The sequence below is a fragment of the Actinomadura terrae genome (assembly GCF_022751215.1).
Classification (GTDB): domain Bacteria; phylum Actinomycetota; class Actinomycetes; order Streptosporangiales; family Streptosporangiaceae; genus Spirillospora; species Spirillospora terrae.
On record NZ_JAICDG010000002.1, the window covers coordinates 857158 to 873694 of the forward strand.

Below are 16537 nucleotides of genomic sequence, written 5' to 3' on the forward strand. Positions count from 1 at the left end.
CCGTGCGAGTCATTCCTGCGCAGGGACGGTGTGCCTCGCGTGGCTAGTAGCTGAGGCCGTGTCCGACGGGCTTGCCTCCTGCGGGGACCGGCAGGCGGCCCACCGGTTTCACCCTGCCCGTCAGCACCTTCGCCAGTGCCTCGATCGCGACGGGCTGCGAGGAGTAGACGGCCAGCGTCGCCGCCGCGCCGCGCGCCGCGTCCAGGTCGTAGGGGCGGCCGAGCGCGGCCACCACGACCGGCTTCGACCCGAGCGACCTCACCCGGGACGCCGTCGCCGAACCGGCGTTGAGGGTGGTCAGGACGGTGACGTCCGCCGACCCCGGTGGAGCCGTCCGGACGCCCTGCCGCCGGAGCGCCGCACTCAGCGCGGCGCTGTCCGGGCCGGACACGCCGACCGTCCTCCCCTTGAGCGGCAGCAGCTTCCCCTCGTTGCGGACGAGGGTCACCGCGTGCTCGGCGACCGTCCGCGCCGCCGCCCTGTGCGCGGACGTGCCGATCGTCGCGTCCGCCTTCGCCGGGTCAACGCGCGTCCCCTGGAACAGGCCGCGCTTCTGCTTGAGCCGCAGGATTCGCGCGACCGACTCGTCCAGGCGCCGCTCGGGAATCCTGCCCGCGCGCACCGCCTTGAGCACCGCGTTGTAGGCGCGCGGCAGGTCCGGCGGCATGAGCAGCTGGTCGGCGCCCGCCGCGATGGCCCGCACCGGCACGACCGCGTCGCCGTAGGCGCGGCGCGCGCCCGCCATCTCCAGCGAGTCCGTCACGATCACGCCCTGATAGCCGAGCGTCCCGCGCAGCAGCCCGGTCAGCACCGCCGGGGAAAGCGTGGACGGGTCGCCGGACCGGTCGAGTTTCGGTACCACGATGTGCGCCGTCATGATCGCGTCCACGCCGGACGCGATCGCGGCCCTGAACGGCGGCGCGTCCAGGCGCTCCCACGTCCGCCGCGAATGGGTGATGACCGGCAGCCCGGTATGGCTGTCGGTCGCGGTGTCGCCGTGCCCGGGGAAGTGCTTGGCCGTCGCGGCGACCCCCGCGTCCTGGTAGCCGCCGATCGCCTCGGTCAGCATCGCCGACACCCTCGCCGGATCGGACCCGAACGAGCGCAGCCCGATCACCGGATTGCGCGGGTTGACGTTCACGTCGGCGTCGGGCGCGTAGTCCTGGTTGATCCCGATCGCCCGAAGCTCCGTGCCCGTGACCCGCGCCTGGACCCGCGCGTCGGCCGGACGTCCCGTCGCGCCGAGCGCCATGTTCCCGGGGAACCGCGTGATGAACGGCGTCCGGGACACGATGCCCTGCTCCTCGTCCACGCCCAGCAGCAGCGGCACCTTCGACGCCTTCTGCAACGCGTTCGACTGCGCCGCCGCCCGGCTCGGCGTGCCCATGTTCTCCGGAAAGTAGATGAGCCCGCCGACGTGGTAACGCCTGACGATCGAGATCCCGTCGGCGCGGCTGGAGAACCGGGTCACGAAGAGCTGCCCGACCTTCTCGGCCAAGCTCATCTTCGCGACATGACCGGGCACCCACGCGTCCGGCGCACGACTTACGGACATTCCGCCGGACGCCTTGGGCCGGGCACTCTTCTCACCGCCCTTGGTGTCACCGTCCCCGCAGCCCGCCAGCGGCACGGCCAACACCGCCGCCGCCACGAGCGCGAATGGACGTGAAACACGCACTGACCAGGCCCCCCGCCATGGTCGACAGCTCGCCTCCGGACGCCCGCGACGCTAACGCCTCCCCGACCCCCTGTCGACCCACCACCACCTCGTGTCTCACCATCGCGCCTCGCGCACCCCACGCCTGGCCAGCCCTTACCGGCACGGCCACGCAACCGCGGGCCACCAGCGTCGCCCGAACCGGACGAAACGGAGCAGCGGACATCCACCGGCCGCCTTCGATCGGTCCCAAGCAACACGGCGCCATCAGGACAGCGCAACAAGACCCCACGTCCCCCTGGCCACAGCCCCGATCACGATGGACCCCGTGGTCGCGATCGCTCGCGGATCTTCTGGGGTCCATCGTGATGGAGTCTGGACGGCCGTGGCGCCGTCCTCGCCTCGGGCGGGCCCTACCGGGTCGCCGGCCAGGGGCGGCTCAGCCGGGCAGCGGGTGGCCGAGTCGGCGCAACGCCAGCCCGGCGGCGCCCACGGCCCCGTCTCCCGCGCTGCGGGGTGCCTCGGCGAACCGGTCGCGCAGTCCGGTCCGGACGGCCTCGGCGACCGGGCCCTCGCGCAGCACCGAGCCGTGCATCACGACCGGGGCGCAGGGGTCGGAGAGGGCCGGGCGCACCGCGTCGACGTCGCGGAGGAGCCATTCGGCCGCCTCCTCGGTGATGCGCCTGGCCACGGGATCACCGGCGGCAGCGGCCGCCGCGACCACCGGGCCGAGCCGCCCGAGGGCCGCGGGCGGACGGCCGTAGACCTCCTTGATGATCGCCTGGGCGAGCTGCGGGTTCGGCGGCGTCCCGGACATCTCCGGATGGTGCGGGCCGTCCGGGTCGCCGGAACGTCCGGGCGGCCCGGGCCCACCGACGTCGTGCCGTGGGACGGACGACTCGGGGATCAGCACGGCGGTGCTCGTGCCGCCCCCGGCGGGGGAGGGGAACGCGGAGGCGAGCGGGACCTGCTGCGGCAGCGCCGAGGCGGCGCCCGGCGGCCCCGGCGCGGCGCCGGCCATCGCCAGCTCCCGCCGCGGCCGGGGCCGCCGCCGTGCCGAGTCGATCTCCGCGACCACCGTCGGGCCGAGCAGCGCCCGGGGGACCGAGTCGGTGAGCAGCGTCGGGGAGCCGCGGCCGTCGTAGGCCGCGAGCGCGGCCCTGACCGCCTCCTTCCCGAGCCACACCGCCGAACCCTCGTCCCCGACGAGCCAGCCGTAGCCGTCGGCGCGCTGCACGATCGTCCCGTCACTGATCACCGCCGCCCCGGCGCCGGTGCCGGAGAACACCACGATCCCCTTGGGCTCGCTGGTTCCGGCGGCGAACGCCACGGCGATGTCGGTGACCACCGCGGGGGAGCCGCGCAGCCCGACGGCCTGCCACGCCTGCCGCGCCGCCGCGACGGCGGCGGGACGGCCGGCCGAACCGGCACCGGCGATGCCGAAGACGCCGGTGAGGATGCGGGTCCGGTCGAGATCACCCAGCGCCTCCCGCAGGGCGGTGGTCAGCGCCCCCACGGTGTCGCCTCCGGAGTTGGGGTTGGCCCCTGGGCCGGTGCCGGAACCGGCCAGGGCTCCCCCGAGCGTCAGTACGACACAGCGGGTCTTCGTGCCACCCGCGTCTATACCGACCACGTAAGGACCGGCCAAATGGGTCAACACATGGCGACCGTAGCCTTTTCTACCGTTGACGTGACATCCTGGCAGTAAGAAAATTCCTTACATGAGGAAACCCATCGGCCCCGAGAGCGGGGGCACAGGGGAGGCCGGTACGTCCAGGGAAGACGCGGCGTCCAAGGACCAGACGCCGCTGAGCACCGTAGTGCGGGTGCGCTCGCTGCTGCCCTCGCTGCCTCCCGCGGAGCGACGTGTCGCTCAACGCGTCATCGACGACCCGGAAGGGGTCGCCAACTCCACCATCACCGAACTCGCCCAGACCTGCGGCACCTCGGAGACCACGGTCATCAGGTTCTGCCGGGCGATCGGGTTCCATGGTTATCCAGAGCTCCGACTGACCCTCGCCACCGAGGCGGGCCGCGCGCAGAGCGCCAGCGGGGGCCGGGTCATCGGCAGCGACATCAGTCCCGACGACTCCCTCGAACAGATCGTGGAGAAGGTGACCTTCGCCGACGCGCGAGCCGTGGAGGAGACCGCCTCGCAGCTCGACATCAAGATGCTCGAACAGGTCGTCGACGCCGTCGTCGCCGCCGACCGGGTCGACGTCTACGGCGTGGGAGCGAGCGCCTTCGTCGCGGCCGACTTCCAGCAGAAACTGCACCGGATCGGCCGGGTCTGCTCGGCGTGGTCGGACGCCCACATCATGCTCACCAGCGCCGCGGTCCTCGGCGCCGGGGACGTCGCCATCGGGATCTCGCACACGGGCGCGACGGTGGAGACCATCGACGCGCTGCAGGTCGCCAGGAACAACGGAGTGAGGACCGTGGCGCTGACCAATTTCCCGAAGTCCCCGATAGCGGAGGTGGCGGACCTGATCCTGACGACGGCGGCGCGGGAGACCACCTTCCGCTCCGGCGCCACCGCCAGCCGACTGGCGCAGCTGACCGTGGTCGACTGCGTGTTCGTCGGTGTGGCGCAGCGCACCTACGGGTCTACCCGCAAGGCCCTGGAAGCCACGTTCGAGGCGGTCCGCGGCCGGACCGTGCGACCCGACCGGAGGCGTCGGTGATCGATTGCGAGCTCCCCACCGAGGGCAGGAACCCCCGAACCCTCGACGTCGACATGCTGCCGACCCTGGAGGTGCTGCGCCTGATCAACACTGAGGACGCGACGGTTCCGATGGTCGTCGCGTCCGTCCTGCCCGAGGTCGCCCGGCTGGTCGACCTCGCGGTGGACTCTCTACGCGCCGGCGGGCGCGTGCACTACTTCGGCGCCGGGACGTCCGGTCGGCTCGCGGTGATCGACGCCGCCGAGCTGCCCCCGACGTTCGGCATCTGGGGCCGCGTCGTCGCCCATCACGCCGGCGGGCCCGGCGCGCTGTCCCAGGCGATATCCGACGTCGAGGACGACGTCGAACTCGGCGCCCGCGACGCCCGCGACGTCCAGCCGGGCGACATCGCCATCGGCATCGCCGCGTCCGGCCGCACCCCCTACGTCGTGGGCGCCCTGCGCGCGTCGGCGGCCGTCGGCGCGCGCACCGCCCTGATCAGCTGCAACCCGCACACACCGTACGGCGACGAAGTGGAGGTGCACATCGGCCTCGCCACCGGCCCCGAGGTGATCACCGGCTCGACCCGGATGAAGGCCGGGACGGCGACCAAACTCGTCCTCAACTCCTTCTCCACCACCCTCATGGTCAGGCTCGGCCGCACCTACTCCAACCTGATGGTCAGCGTGAACGCGCTGAACGCCAAACTGCGCGCCCGCCTGGTCCGCATCCTCACCGAGGCGACGGGCATGGACGCCCGCACCTGCGAGAACGCTCTCACCGAGGCCCACGGCAACACCCGCGTCGCCCTGGTCTCACTGCTCGGCGAGGTCCCAGCCGCCCGAGCGACGATCGTCCTGGAAGAGACCGACGGCGGCGTCAGGGAGGCGCTGCAAAGACTGAGATCCGCCTAAGGCGCCCCGTGATCATGCGATCGCCCCCGCACCGATCGCATGATCACGGCCGCCCCACCCACCCCCAATCCCCCCACCGCGCCACAAGGAGTAGGCGTGGCGCGACTTGGTGTGCGCCATTCGAGGTATGGCGAGCGCAATCAGCCGCCTAGCTCAGGGTCGTCACGTGTAGCCATGGAGGAACGGATGCCGCGCCTCGGGGCGTCTCATAGCCGAGGGCCTCCCTGAACAGGATTCGGTCGTTCGTTAGCGGATCGCTTACCATCGGGCCGTGACCGTCAAAGCTGTGATCACCGATTGGGGCGGTGTCCTCACATCCCCGCTGAATGAGGCGGTCGCCACGTGGCTGGCAGCCGACCGTATCGACGTCGAGCGCTACGGCGCGGTGATGCAGGCCTGGGTGACGCAGGCCTATGAGGGCTCCGGCCAGAATCCGATCCACGGGCTTGAGGACGGCTCGCTCGCTCCGGAGGAGTTCGAGCGACTCCTCGCCGCCGAACTGCACACCGTGGACGGCGGCCCGGTCACCGCCACCGGCTTGATCGCCCGCATGTTCGGCGCGTTCGCTCCCGTCGAGCCCATGTACGCGGCGCTCCGCACGGCCCGCACCGCCGGTGCCCGGACGGCGCTGCTGTCCAACTCATGGGGCAATGACTACCCGCGCGACCTCTTCGCCGACCTTTTCGACGCGGTCGTCATCTCCTCCGAGGTCGGCATGCGCAAACCTGACGAGCGGATCTTCCAGCACGCGCTCGAACTGCTCGGCCTGGACGCCGCCGAATGCGTCTTCATCGACGACATTGAGTACAACATTCGTGCGGCCAAGGCCCTTGGCATGCTCGGAATCCACCACACCTCCACGGACGCCACGATCGCCGAACTGCGCGATCTCGACCTCCTCCCATGACAGACTGACTGATCGTCATGCGCGTCTACCTGCCTTCCACGCTCACCCTCCTCGCCGCCGTCCAGGCCGCCCGGGAGATCGGCCCCGCGCCACTCGCCGCCCACGCCGTCACGCCTGCCCTCCGCGAGTGGTACGCGGAAGGCGACCTTGAGGAGATGGAGTACGCGGCCATGACCGCCGCCGCCCGCGCCTCACTGCGCCTGCTCGCCGCCGATCCAGCCGCTCCCCGGCGTCGCCTGGTGCTTGCCGCCGAGGTCGCCGACCAGGCGGTCCACTGGTCCCGCGACACCGCCGACCGTTCCCTGGTCGAGATCACCTCCACAGTCCCATGGAAGAAGATCGCGTCCGCCCACGTGGACGACCTCTCGGCCATTCCCGACGTCACTGCCGCCTCCGAGGCACTCTCCGCAGCCGACAACGGCGACGACGACGCCCTCTTCACCGTAGACAGCGCCGAAGGCCATGAACTCCTCTGGTACGCCACCCAGGAACTTCCCCACCTCCTCTGACTCAGAAGTCGCCGTACCACATCCTCGAATCGCCCTCCTTTGCGTCCTCAGAGGCTGTGGCCCCGCACCCCGCGTGCGTCAGCTGCCGACAACCGCACGAACGCCGATGGATTGAGCATTACGTCACGTGTGCGTGCTCCTAGGCGTCCGAGCCCTCGGTCCTGGCAGTAGGGCCGAGGCTTTCGTGCGGATTGCGGGCGCTGAGGGCGAAGCCGTGCTCCTGAACTCGCTGCCTGGCCGTGGCACCGAGTTCGTCCGGCGTGGGTTTCACGGCCGAGGGCGTGGCACCCGCCTGGTCAGACAGCGCCGGACTGGCCGGCGGCGCCGGACTTAGCAGTTGGAAGGCGAGGCGCTAGGGGTGCAAGACGCGGTGCCGTGGCCGAGCCGCAGCACCCGTCGAGCCGCAGCACCCGTCGAGCCGCAGCACCCGTCGAGCCGCAGCACCCGTCGAGCCGCAGCACCCGTCGAGCCGCAGCACCCGTCGAGCCGCAGCACCCGTCGAGCCGCAGCACCCGTCGATGCGATTCGGAGAGTCTTCTCGTGCTCCGCTCCCTTCGTGCTCCTTCCATGCGTCCTAACTGCTTCTAGGGCGAGCCTGCCTCTGTTTGTGGGCCGCGGTGGCTGGCCCGGTTGATGGCCGGGCATGCTGGTGGACGATCCCTGTCCACGGCTTCCCCCGGAGCGGTGCCCTGGTGTTGTTTGCGTCAATGTCGCTAGTTGGGTTCAAGTGGACGCTTGATCCAGACATTTCTGGACGACGGTTGCGCTGGTCGCACGCCCGGGGAGCACATCGTGTCCGTACCTTTACGGCGGACCTATGCCCTGCTGGCAACCGGTCACTGTTGCAGGCGTCAGGCTGACTGGCACCCTTCCCAGCATGGCCGGGACGGGCGTGACGGTGCACGTCCGACGTCCAGCGGGCCGGGGTAGCAGGTATGCCCCGCGAGTCGTCGCTGAGCAGACGGACGGAACGATCACGAAGCTGGCGCCTTCCTCGAGGAGGGGATTCGACCAGGCCACACCTTCCCGAGCATGGCCGGGACGGGTATGGCGGTGTACGTCTGACGGCCAGGGGGCCGGGAACGCAAGCGTGCCCCGCGAGTCGTCGTCGAGCGGACGGACGGAACTACCACGAAGCCGGCGCCTTCCTGGAGCAGGGGATTCGCCCAGCCCGTAACGGGTGGCGAGGGGCCGGTGGGCCGCGGGTTCTGGCTGCTGTTGCCTTCCGAGCTTTGGTGCGTGGAGGTGATGGAAAGGGGGCGGGCGCGTGCCAGTGGTGTCCTGACTCGTGCGGCCGGACGGGTGCGGCGAGGGACTGTCGGGTCGGTATTCGGTGGCGGACGGACGGGTAGGTCACCGCACGTTGACAACGCTGTCGGATTCGTAGGGGAGCGACCAGATGGATGCCGTCACCAATGTGCCGGAACCGGTGAACGAGCCGGTCAAGGGCTATGCGCCGGGCAGTGCCGAGCGGGCCGCGGTCGAAGCCAAGATCAAGGAGCTCGGCGGCGAGCAGGTCGAGCTGACGATGACGCTCGGGGGCGAGCAGCGCATGGGCGCCGGACCGCCGATCGACGTCGTCGAGCCCCATAACCACGGTCACATCCTCGGCCGGATGGGCAACGCCACCGACGCGGACGTGGCCGAGGCGATCGCGGCGGCGCGCACTGCGGCGGCGGGCTGGCGGGCGATGCATCCGGACGATCGTGCCGCGATCTTCCTGCGTGCGGCGGACCTGCTCGCGGGCCCGTGGCGGTCCACACTGAACGCCGCGACGATCCTCGGCCAGTCCAAGTCCGTGCAGCAGGCGGAGATCGACTCGGCCTGTGAGCTGATCGACTTCCTGCGGTTCAATGTGGCCTACGCGCAGGAGATCCGCGAGAAGCAGCCGAACTCCACGCCGGGTGTCTGGAACCGGATGGAGTACCGTCCGCTGGAGGGGTTCGTCCTCGCCATCACTCCTTTCAACTTCAGTGCGATCGCCGGTAACCTGCCGACCTCGCCCGCGCTGATGGGCAACGTCGTCGTCTGGAAGCCGTCCCCGACCCAGCAACTCGCCGCGCACTACACGATGCGGCTGCTGGAAGCCGCCGGACTGCCGCCCGGAGTGATCAACCTGGTGACCGGCGACGGGCAGGCGGTCTCCAACGTGGCACTCCGGCACCCCGAGCTCACCGGACTCCATTTCACCGGCTCGCCGCCCACCTTCCAGGCTCTGTGGCGGACGATCGGGGAGAGCATCGCGGGATACAAGCACTACCCCCGCATCGTGGGCGAGACCGGGGGCAAGGACTTCATCGTCGCGCACCCGTCCGCTGACCCTGCCGTGCTGAGAACCGCCCTGATCCGCGGCTCCTTCGAATACCAGGGGCAGAAGTGCTCCGCCGCCTCCCGCGCGTACATCCCCCGCTCCATCTGGGACGGGATGCGCGACGACTTCTGTGACGAGGTCAACGCGCTCACCATGGGCAACGTGGCCGAGGACCTCTCGGTCTTCATGGGGGCGGTGATCGACGACCGTGCGTTCGCCAAGCATCGCCGCGCTATCGAGCGGGCGCGCGACATCGACACCGTGCGGCTCCTCGTGGGCGGCGAGCTCGACGATTCGCAGGGCTACTTCGTCAGGCCGACCGTTCTGGAGTCGTCCGACCCGACCGACGAGATCTTCACCACCGAGTACTTCGGACCGATCCTCGGCGTCCACGTCTACGACGACAACGACTATGACTCCGTGCTCACGCAGATGGAGAGCGTCTCCGAGTACGGCCTGACCGGCGCGATCATCGCCCAGGACCGTGCCGCGATCGCCGCGGCCACCGAAAGCCTGCGCTTCGCGGCGGGGAACTTCTACATCAACGACAAGCCCACCGGGGCGGTCGTCAGCCAGCAGCCATTCGGCGGTGCCCGGGCGTCCGGTACGAATGACAAGGCCGGTTCCGTCTTCAACCTCCTTCGATGGACGAGCGTCCGCTCCATCAAGGAGACCTTCGTCCCGCCGACCGATTACCGCTATCCGTACATGGGACGCTAGGCGGCGTATTAAAGCTCCGATCTGGGCCGCTCGCCTGGCGATTCGGGCGGTGGTCGTGCCCTTGCGGGCGCGGCATCGCTTTACGATCTTCCCGGCGAGGCTCGCCCCTGGCGTCGCCTCACCGTTTAGATCGCGCGCCCGCGTGAACGCTGAGGCCACCTCGAACACCCCCTGGTGTGGTGAGGAGGTTGGGGGGACGGTCTGGTGCCGGGTGTGATGGCGCCGTTGGGCTGGAGAGCGGCATGCGGCTGGTCATGATCGGTTCGGGCAGGGTGGTTGCAACGCCGTTGGTCAGGTGCCGGGGTGCGAAGGTCGTTGGACCCAGAGGGGGAGTCGCCGCTCTGCCGGGGTTGGTTGCACTCGGAGGGCGCGAGGGCCGACGATAAGCTCGCCGCACGCCGCGGGTGCCGAACGGTGCTCACGGACGCTCCTCCAACCGGTCATGGGAACGGGATGTCGACGCTGAACCGTCTGGTGTTGTGGAACATCGATCACACTCTGGTCGACGTCGGGCGGGTCACTCGGGAGGCCTACGCCGAGGCGTTCCAGCGGACGATCGGACGACCCCTCATCCGGCTCGCTCCCACCCCCGGCCGGACGGAATCGGAGATCATCTTCGAGACGCTGGCGTTCAACGACGTCGTCACCACCGATGATCATCTGCCCGCGTTCGTAGCTGCGCTCGCCGAGGCGTTCGCGACCCGCCGCGCCGAGCTGCGCACTCACGGCCGCGTGCTCGCGGGCGCCCAGGAGGCCGTTGCCGCGCTGGCCCATGTTCCGGGCGTGGTGCAGTCCGTCCTGACCGGCGCCGTCCAGCCGAACGCCGTGCTGAAGGTGACCGAGCTGGGGCTGGCCGAGCACCTCGACCTCGACTCCGGGGGCTACGAGAACGGTGTCTACAGCAAGGCCGCGTTGCTCGAACTGGCCCGCACGCGGGCAGGTGAGCGCCACGGGACGCGTTACCCCGAGTCCGCGACCGTCTACATCGCCGACTCCCCGCGTGACGTCCAGGCCGCCCACATCGCCGGGTCGCCGATCATCGCCGTCGCCACCGGGAGCGCCACCGAAGCCGAGCTGCGCGCGGCCGGGGCCGATCATGTTCTGGCGACCCTCGCCGACACCCACGCGGTCGTGAGCGCGGTCGCCGACCTGACACGTCTCTGACCGGCGGGCCAGACGACCGGAGCTCGACGGCGCGGCGTTCGCCGCTCGCGGGGCCGAGGCTTGGCCTCTTTCGTGATCGCCTGCGGTTCGTTTCGTGTGCGGTGGTCGGCATGGTCGGTGTCCCTTCCGCTGCGGCTGGGGGAGGAACCGGTGCTTGACCGGCCCGTTCGTGGCCCCTCCGACTTCCTCTCTTAAGTGTCGGGTGCCTCGACCGGCAGCGGAACTGGAATGGGATTCTGTGGAAAACCTGGGCTCAAGGACTTCGACGAGGAGGGGCCGGAAGCGGCGGCGCGGAGCGGCTGACGTGCGGAGGAGGCAGGCGGACACCCCAAGATCAGGGAGGTTGCGCGGGGTGCGCGGCGGGGCCGATATTGGGGGTGTCGCGCGATGGGGCGTGGCGAGGAAGGGAGAGAGATGTCCCGTGACCATGAGGTTTCCGAGGGCTCGCCGTTGTGGGAGCCGTCGGAGGAGGTCATCGCGAATGCGCGGGTGACCCACTTCGTCCACTGGCTGTGGGATCGGGGCGTTCACACGGAGTCCTACGACGATCTCTGGCGATGGTCGGTCACGGAGGTCGACGCGTTCTGGGACGCGGTGTGGTCGTACTTCGACGTCGTCGGCCAGAGGGGCGACGGCCCGGTGCGCGCGGGCGGCCCGCTGCCCGTGGACGGATTGAAGTGGTTCCCCGGCGCGACGCTCAACTACGCGGCCAACTCCCTACGCCGAGCCTCGGAGGAGCCGGACCAGGTCGCGGTCGTCTTCCGGTCGGAGGCGGGCGGGCACCGGGTGCTCACCTACCGCGAGTTGGCGCTTCACGTAGCGGAGGTCCGTGCGGGGCTTGCGGACTTGGGCGTCGGCAAGGGGGACCGGGTCGCCGCCTACATCCCGAACATCCCCGAGGCGCTGATCTGCTTCCTGGCGACGGCGTCGCTGGGAGCGATCTGGTCGTCCTGCTCTCCGGACTTCGGCGCGTCCTCGGTGATCGACCGGTTCGCGCAGATCGAGCCGAAGGTGCTCATCGCCGTGGACGGCTACGCCTACAACGGCAAGCGGTTCGACCGGCAGGCCACGGTCGCCGAGATCGAGGCGGAGCTGCCGAGCCTCGCCGCCACAGTCCTGATCCCTTACCTCGATCCGGCCGTCACCCCGGACGGACTGCGGGTCGGTATGCATTATCGCGACCTGCCCCGCCCCGACAATAACGGGCTGGAGTTCGAGGACGTTCCATTCGACCATCCGCTGTGGGTGGTCTATTCGTCCGGGACGACAGGGCTTCCCAAGCCGATCGTGCATGGGCATGGTGGGGTCGTCCTGGAGCACCTCAAGGCGCTTTCGTTCCACCAGGACATCGGCCCGGAAGACGTCTTCTTCTGGTACACCACGACCGGCTGGATGATGTGGAACTACCTCATCGGCGGCCTGCTGGTGGGGTCCACCATCGTCATGTACGACGGCGCTCCGCTCGACCTATGGTCGCTTGCCGCCGACAGCGGCGTCACGTATATGGGAGTGGGCGCGCCCTACATCACCGCGTCCGCGAAGGAGGGGCGACGTCCCGGACGGGACGTCGACCTCTCCCGTTTGCGCGGTATCGGTTCCACGGGCTCACCGCTACCCCCCGAGGGGTTCGCCTGGGTGTACGACTCCGTCGGCAAGGATCTGCTCCTCGGGTCGATGTCCGGCGGCACCGACCTCTGTACCGCCTTTGTGGGGCCGTCGCCCCTGCTGCCTCTGCGCGCAGGCGTTATCCAGTGCCGCTGTCTGGGCGCCAAGATCGAGGCGTACGGTGACGAGGGCAAACCGGTCGTGGACGAGGTCGGGGAACTGGTCATCACCGAGCCCATGCCGTCCATGCCCGTCGGATTCTGGAACGACGCGGACGGCGAGCGTTACCGCGAATCCTATTTCGGGATGTATCCAGGTACCTGGCGCCATGGCGACTGGATCAAGGTTCTGCCGGACGGCGGTTGCGTCATCTACGGTCGCTCCGACTCCACCCTCAATCGGGGTGGGGTTCGGATGGGCACTTCCGACTTCTATCGTGTGGTCGAGGCGTTCGACGAGATCGCCGACAGCCTGGTCATCGACACCGGACGGCTGGGGCAGGAAGGCCGCCTTCTGCTGTACGTCCAACTCGCTCCGGGCGCGTCCCTTGGCGATGAGCTCGTGAGCAGGCTCAAGCGACAGATCCGGTCCGCGCTGTCGCCCCGTCATGTCCCGGACGAGATTCACGAGGTCCCCGGTATTCCGCGCACGCTGTCGGGTAAGAAGCTGGAGGTTCCCGTCCGGAAGATACTCCAGGGCACCCCGGTCGATAAGGCCGCGAACCGCGACTCCATGGCCAACCCGGAGGTTCTCGAGCACTTCACTCCGTGAGGGGGCGGGTCGTTCCGAATCCCTGGCGCCGATCGGGCGTCGATGAATCCGGGTTTCGGTTTTGTAGGGCCCTGTAATCGGGTGTTGGAAAGGCCGGGCTGGGATTATCCGCGTTTGGCTGCATAGGACTCGATATCGCGGCGGCGATAGAACCGCCGGACTCGTCCGCCACCCAACTGTTCCACGCGGGCCGGTTCGGGCCAGCCCGCCGGTGGGCGCTTCGGATAGACGGTGACGCTCGTCTGCGCGAGCCCGAGGATTCGGGCGGCCTCGGCGAGGGTGACCAGATCGTCAGGTGCGTCCTCGGATGGGCGTTCGATGTGGGACGTGTACCAAACGGCCCACTCCTCCTCGTTCCAGTACAGGGCCTTACCTGCGCGATGGGCGACGTCGGGGTGGCCGTTCGACTCGCGGTCCGCCCACAACTGCTTGAGCCGGTGGCGGCTGACGCCATGCCGGGCGGCGAGTTCGTCCCGGCCGGCCAGCCCCGGCGGGACGGTGGCGGAGCCCCGCGAGGCGTACCAACGGTCCCAGGTGTCGGCGTCCCACACGAGTTGTGATCCGACTGTCCCGGTCGGCTCCGGATGGCCGTTGCGGTCGCGCTCGCGGAACCACTTCTCCAGTGTGCTGCGCCCCAGCCCGTGCGCGACCATCAAGTCGGCGCGCGTATAGACGGGACGTCCGTCGAGTGTGGTCACCGGCACAGTCTCACCTACGCGAACCGAGGTTTGTGCGGTGTCGTGCCGGGGACGGCGGTATTAGGCTGCTCTTCGAGCCCAAATGTGTCCGATCGGGTGCGGGGCGTCAGAACGCGCCGTAAGGTCGCAGGCGGGTGAACTTTTTTGGGGTTTGGGGCGTCATACAGGCGGTGCGCTGGCCTGCGAAAATAGGTCTGTGGCCCGTTTCGGTCCGTCGAGATGGAGAGGGACGGTTTCACGTATGGAGGTTGGGGCGCTGCGATCCGGTGACCCGGAGCGGCTTGGCTCGTACGCCCTGACAGGCCGGGTCGGCGAGGGCGGCCAGGGCACCGTCTTCCTTGGTGAGGACGAGAACGGGCGTCAGGTGGCGGTCAAGCTCCTGCACGCCGAACTGACGTCCGATGACAAGGCGCGCGCCCGTTTCCTACGGGAACTCGAAGTCGCCAAGCAGGTGGCGCCGTTCTGCACGGCCCAGGTCATCGACGCGGACGCGACGGGCGACCGCCCCTACATCGTCAGCGAGTACGTCCCGGGCCCCTCCCTCAACCAGTACGTCACGCAGGACGGCCCGCTCAGCGGCGCGGCCCTGGACAGGCTCGCGATCGCCACGGCGACGGCGCTCGCCGCGATCCACCAGGCGAAGATCATCCATCGCGACTTCAAGCCGCACAACGTCCTGATCGGCCCGGACGGCCCCCGCGTCATCGACTTCGGCGTTGCACGTGCCATCAGCGGCTCGACCACGCTGACCAGCCGGGTCATCGGCACCCCGTCCTATATGGCGCCCGAGCAGATTCAGGGCGAGGACGTCGGCACCGCCGCCGACGTCTTCTGCTGGGCGGCCACGCTGGTGTTCGCGGCCACCGGTGAGCCGCCGTTCGGCCAGGACACGATCCCCGCGGTGATCAACCGCATCCTGCACGAGGAACCGGACCTCGGTGACCTCAGCGGCCCGCTGCGCGATCTCGTCATCGCCTGCCTGCGGAAGGACCCGGCCGGGCGTCCGTTCGCGCGGCAGGTTCTGATGCGGCTGCTCGGCCACGAGGACGCCGCTCCGGTGCCCGACTTCGCCCCTCCGGTAAGCGACACCGACGAGACGGCGATGCTCGCCGCAGGTAGCGTGCTGGCCTCGGAGGGCGCCGACGACCATTCCCACGCGGCCGGCGGCCTGCCACCCGCCGATTTCTCGCCCGCCGCCCAGGCCGGCGCCGGAGCGTTCGACTCCGCCGGACGAGCCGTCCCGGACGCGACCCAGGGCGTCGCCGGACGGCTGCCGACCCCCGCCGAATGGGCCGCCGGCAACACCCTGCCGCCTCAGCTCGCGCCAGAGAAGCGCGGCCTCCGGAAGGCCGTCGCCGGTTCGGGACGCTCGGCCGCGCTCGCCGGTGCCGCCGCGCTGGTGCTGGCGGTCGTGGTGGTCTCGGCGGTGCTCGCGCTGAGCTCGGGCGACAAGGGCAAGGCGGGACAGAAGGTGAGCGACCCCAGCGCCCCGCCCAAGACGAGCGAGGTCGCGCCCAGCCCGACCGCGCCAAGGACCCATGCGCCGATCGAGGAGGCGCCCGAGAGCCCGTCCAGCCCGACTCCGTCGTCGAGCCCGTCGCCGAGCGATACTCCGCTTCCGTCCGACACCCCGACGCCGTCCGACACGCCGTCGTCCCCGACACCGACGCACACGACGGAGAGCCCGGACCCCACCCCCGGCACCCCGACCAGCACGCCCACCACCCCCACCACTCCAGCGGGCAAGAACGCTCCTCGCAGCTAGCTCGGTTCTCCGTCGGTCGGCGCGCGGTCGCGGTGGGCACACGGCTCGTGCGCCCTGCCGCTGGTCGATGACTGAGCAGGTTGCCTCCTTCGAGTGCGTCCCATGGGCCCCGCCTGCGGTTTCCCGCTCGCGGTCGCTGGGGCCCCGACGGTGGACGCCGCGCCGCTCGCGCCCGCCGCGTCCGCGGTCCGCAGCCGAGCCGAGTAGGAGAGGCGCCCTCCAGCACCCGGCGGGCCCCGCCTAGGACGTGGTTCACAGCGCCCGCAACGGTCACGTGAGCGCGTCACCAGCCCACATGGGGCAAAGCCGAAGGTGAATCCCACGGCCCCACCGGCCCCAGGCCGCGGAGCGATCCCCAGCTCGCCTCAGCCACAACCCAGCTGCGAGGCGAGGATCGCGCGCCAGGACCTCGGAAACACAGTCGCAAGGCGTGGGCGGCGAACCGTGCCTCTGCCAGGCGCAGCTCATGACCTACGGGCTCCACGAGGTGCAGGCCTTCATAGGCACGCTGCCTTCGCATCGGCGTACTCCTGACATTTGGACGGTGCTGGGGTCTGGCGCCCGAGCTGTGTTCCGCGCGGCGCGGCTCTGGCCGAGCCTCGGGTCGGGGGCGCCGGGCGGGTGCTCGGGCTGTTCCCCCTGCGCGGCGCGGGTTTGGTCGGCCTTCACGTTGGAGGCACGGGCGCCCGGGCGATCGGGCTGGTGCCCTGCGTGGCGCGAGTTGGTCCGCCCTCCGAGCCGGGGCAGGGGTGGGCCGGGTGTGCGAGCTGCTCTGCGGCATGGCGCAAGTTTGGTTCGGCCTCGGGGCGGGGGCGTGGGCGGCCGTGTGCTGGGGCTGTTCCCCTGTGCAATG

Annotated in this window: 11 protein-coding genes; 8 read left to right on the forward strand and 3 right to left on the reverse strand. The window is 70.1% G+C overall.

The window, feature by feature from the left end; all coding sequences use genetic code 11:
* Positions 1-43: 43 nt before the first annotated feature.
* Positions 44-1651 carry a glycoside hydrolase family 3 protein gene (locus tag K2F47_RS14055; protein ID WP_242903294.1) on the reverse strand — a complete coding sequence of 536 codons (1608 nt, stop codon included), beginning with the start codon at positions 1649-1651 and terminating at the stop codon, positions 44-46.
* A gap of 445 nt (positions 1652-2096) precedes the next feature.
* Positions 2097-3317 (reverse strand): N-acetylglucosamine kinase, encoded by a 1221-nt coding sequence (locus K2F47_RS14060; RefSeq protein ID WP_308198413.1) that lies wholly within the window; start codon positions 3315-3317, stop codon positions 2097-2099.
* Between the two features lie 61 nt (positions 3318-3378).
* Between K2F47_RS14060 and K2F47_RS14065 the strand changes: the two genes are divergently transcribed.
* The 7 genes from K2F47_RS14065 (at position 3379) to K2F47_RS14095 (ending at position 13221) form a co-directional block, all read left to right on the forward strand.
* Complete coding sequence (locus K2F47_RS14065) at positions 3379-4341, forward strand: MurR/RpiR family transcriptional regulator (RefSeq protein WP_242903295.1); 963 nt, start codon at positions 3379-3381, stop codon at positions 4339-4341.
* Positions 4338-5234, forward strand: a complete 897-nt coding sequence (locus K2F47_RS14070) for an N-acetylmuramic acid 6-phosphate etherase (protein WP_308198414.1) — start codon at positions 4338-4340, stop codon at positions 5232-5234. The genes K2F47_RS14065 and K2F47_RS14070 overlap by 4 nt, the downstream gene beginning before the upstream one ends.
* Before the next feature lie 271 nt (positions 5235-5505).
* The gene (locus K2F47_RS14075) at positions 5506-6141 is read left to right on the forward strand and encodes an HAD family hydrolase (RefSeq protein ID WP_242903296.1); all 636 of its coding nucleotides are present in this window, start codon (positions 5506-5508) and stop codon (positions 6139-6141) included.
* Positions 6142-6158: 17 nt separating this feature from the next.
* Positions 6159-6650 carry a DUF6912 family protein gene (locus K2F47_RS14080; protein ID WP_242903297.1) on the forward strand — a complete coding sequence of 164 codons (492 nt, stop codon included), beginning with the start codon at positions 6159-6161 and terminating at the stop codon, positions 6648-6650.
* Between the two features lie 1399 nt (positions 6651-8049).
* Positions 8050-9681, forward strand: coding sequence for an L-glutamate gamma-semialdehyde dehydrogenase (pruA, locus tag K2F47_RS14085; RefSeq protein WP_242903298.1), 1632 nt, complete (start codon positions 8050-8052; stop codon positions 9679-9681).
* 453 nt (positions 9682-10134) lie between these two features.
* The gene (locus tag K2F47_RS14090; protein WP_242903299.1) at positions 10135-10845 is read left to right on the forward strand and encodes an HAD family hydrolase; all 711 of its coding nucleotides are present in this window, start codon (positions 10135-10137) and stop codon (positions 10843-10845) included.
* Between the two features lie 387 nt (positions 10846-11232).
* Entirely contained in the window at positions 11233-13221 is a 1989-nt protein-coding gene (locus tag K2F47_RS14095; protein WP_242903300.1) for an acetoacetate--CoA ligase, read from the forward strand.
* Positions 13222-13325: 104 nt separating this feature from the next.
* On the opposite strand, the gene K2F47_RS14100 is transcribed toward K2F47_RS14095, so the two are convergent.
* Positions 13326-13919 carry a hypothetical protein gene (locus K2F47_RS14100; RefSeq protein WP_242903301.1) on the reverse strand — a complete coding sequence of 198 codons (594 nt, stop codon included), beginning with the start codon at positions 13917-13919 and terminating at the stop codon, positions 13326-13328.
* A gap of 241 nt (positions 13920-14160) precedes the next feature.
* On the opposite strand from K2F47_RS14100, the gene K2F47_RS14105 reads away from it, so the two are divergent.
* Positions 14161-15684 (forward strand): serine/threonine protein kinase, encoded by a 1524-nt coding sequence (locus K2F47_RS14105; RefSeq protein ID WP_242903302.1) that lies wholly within the window; start codon positions 14161-14163, stop codon positions 15682-15684.
* The last annotated feature ends 853 nt before the right edge of the window (positions 15685-16537 follow it).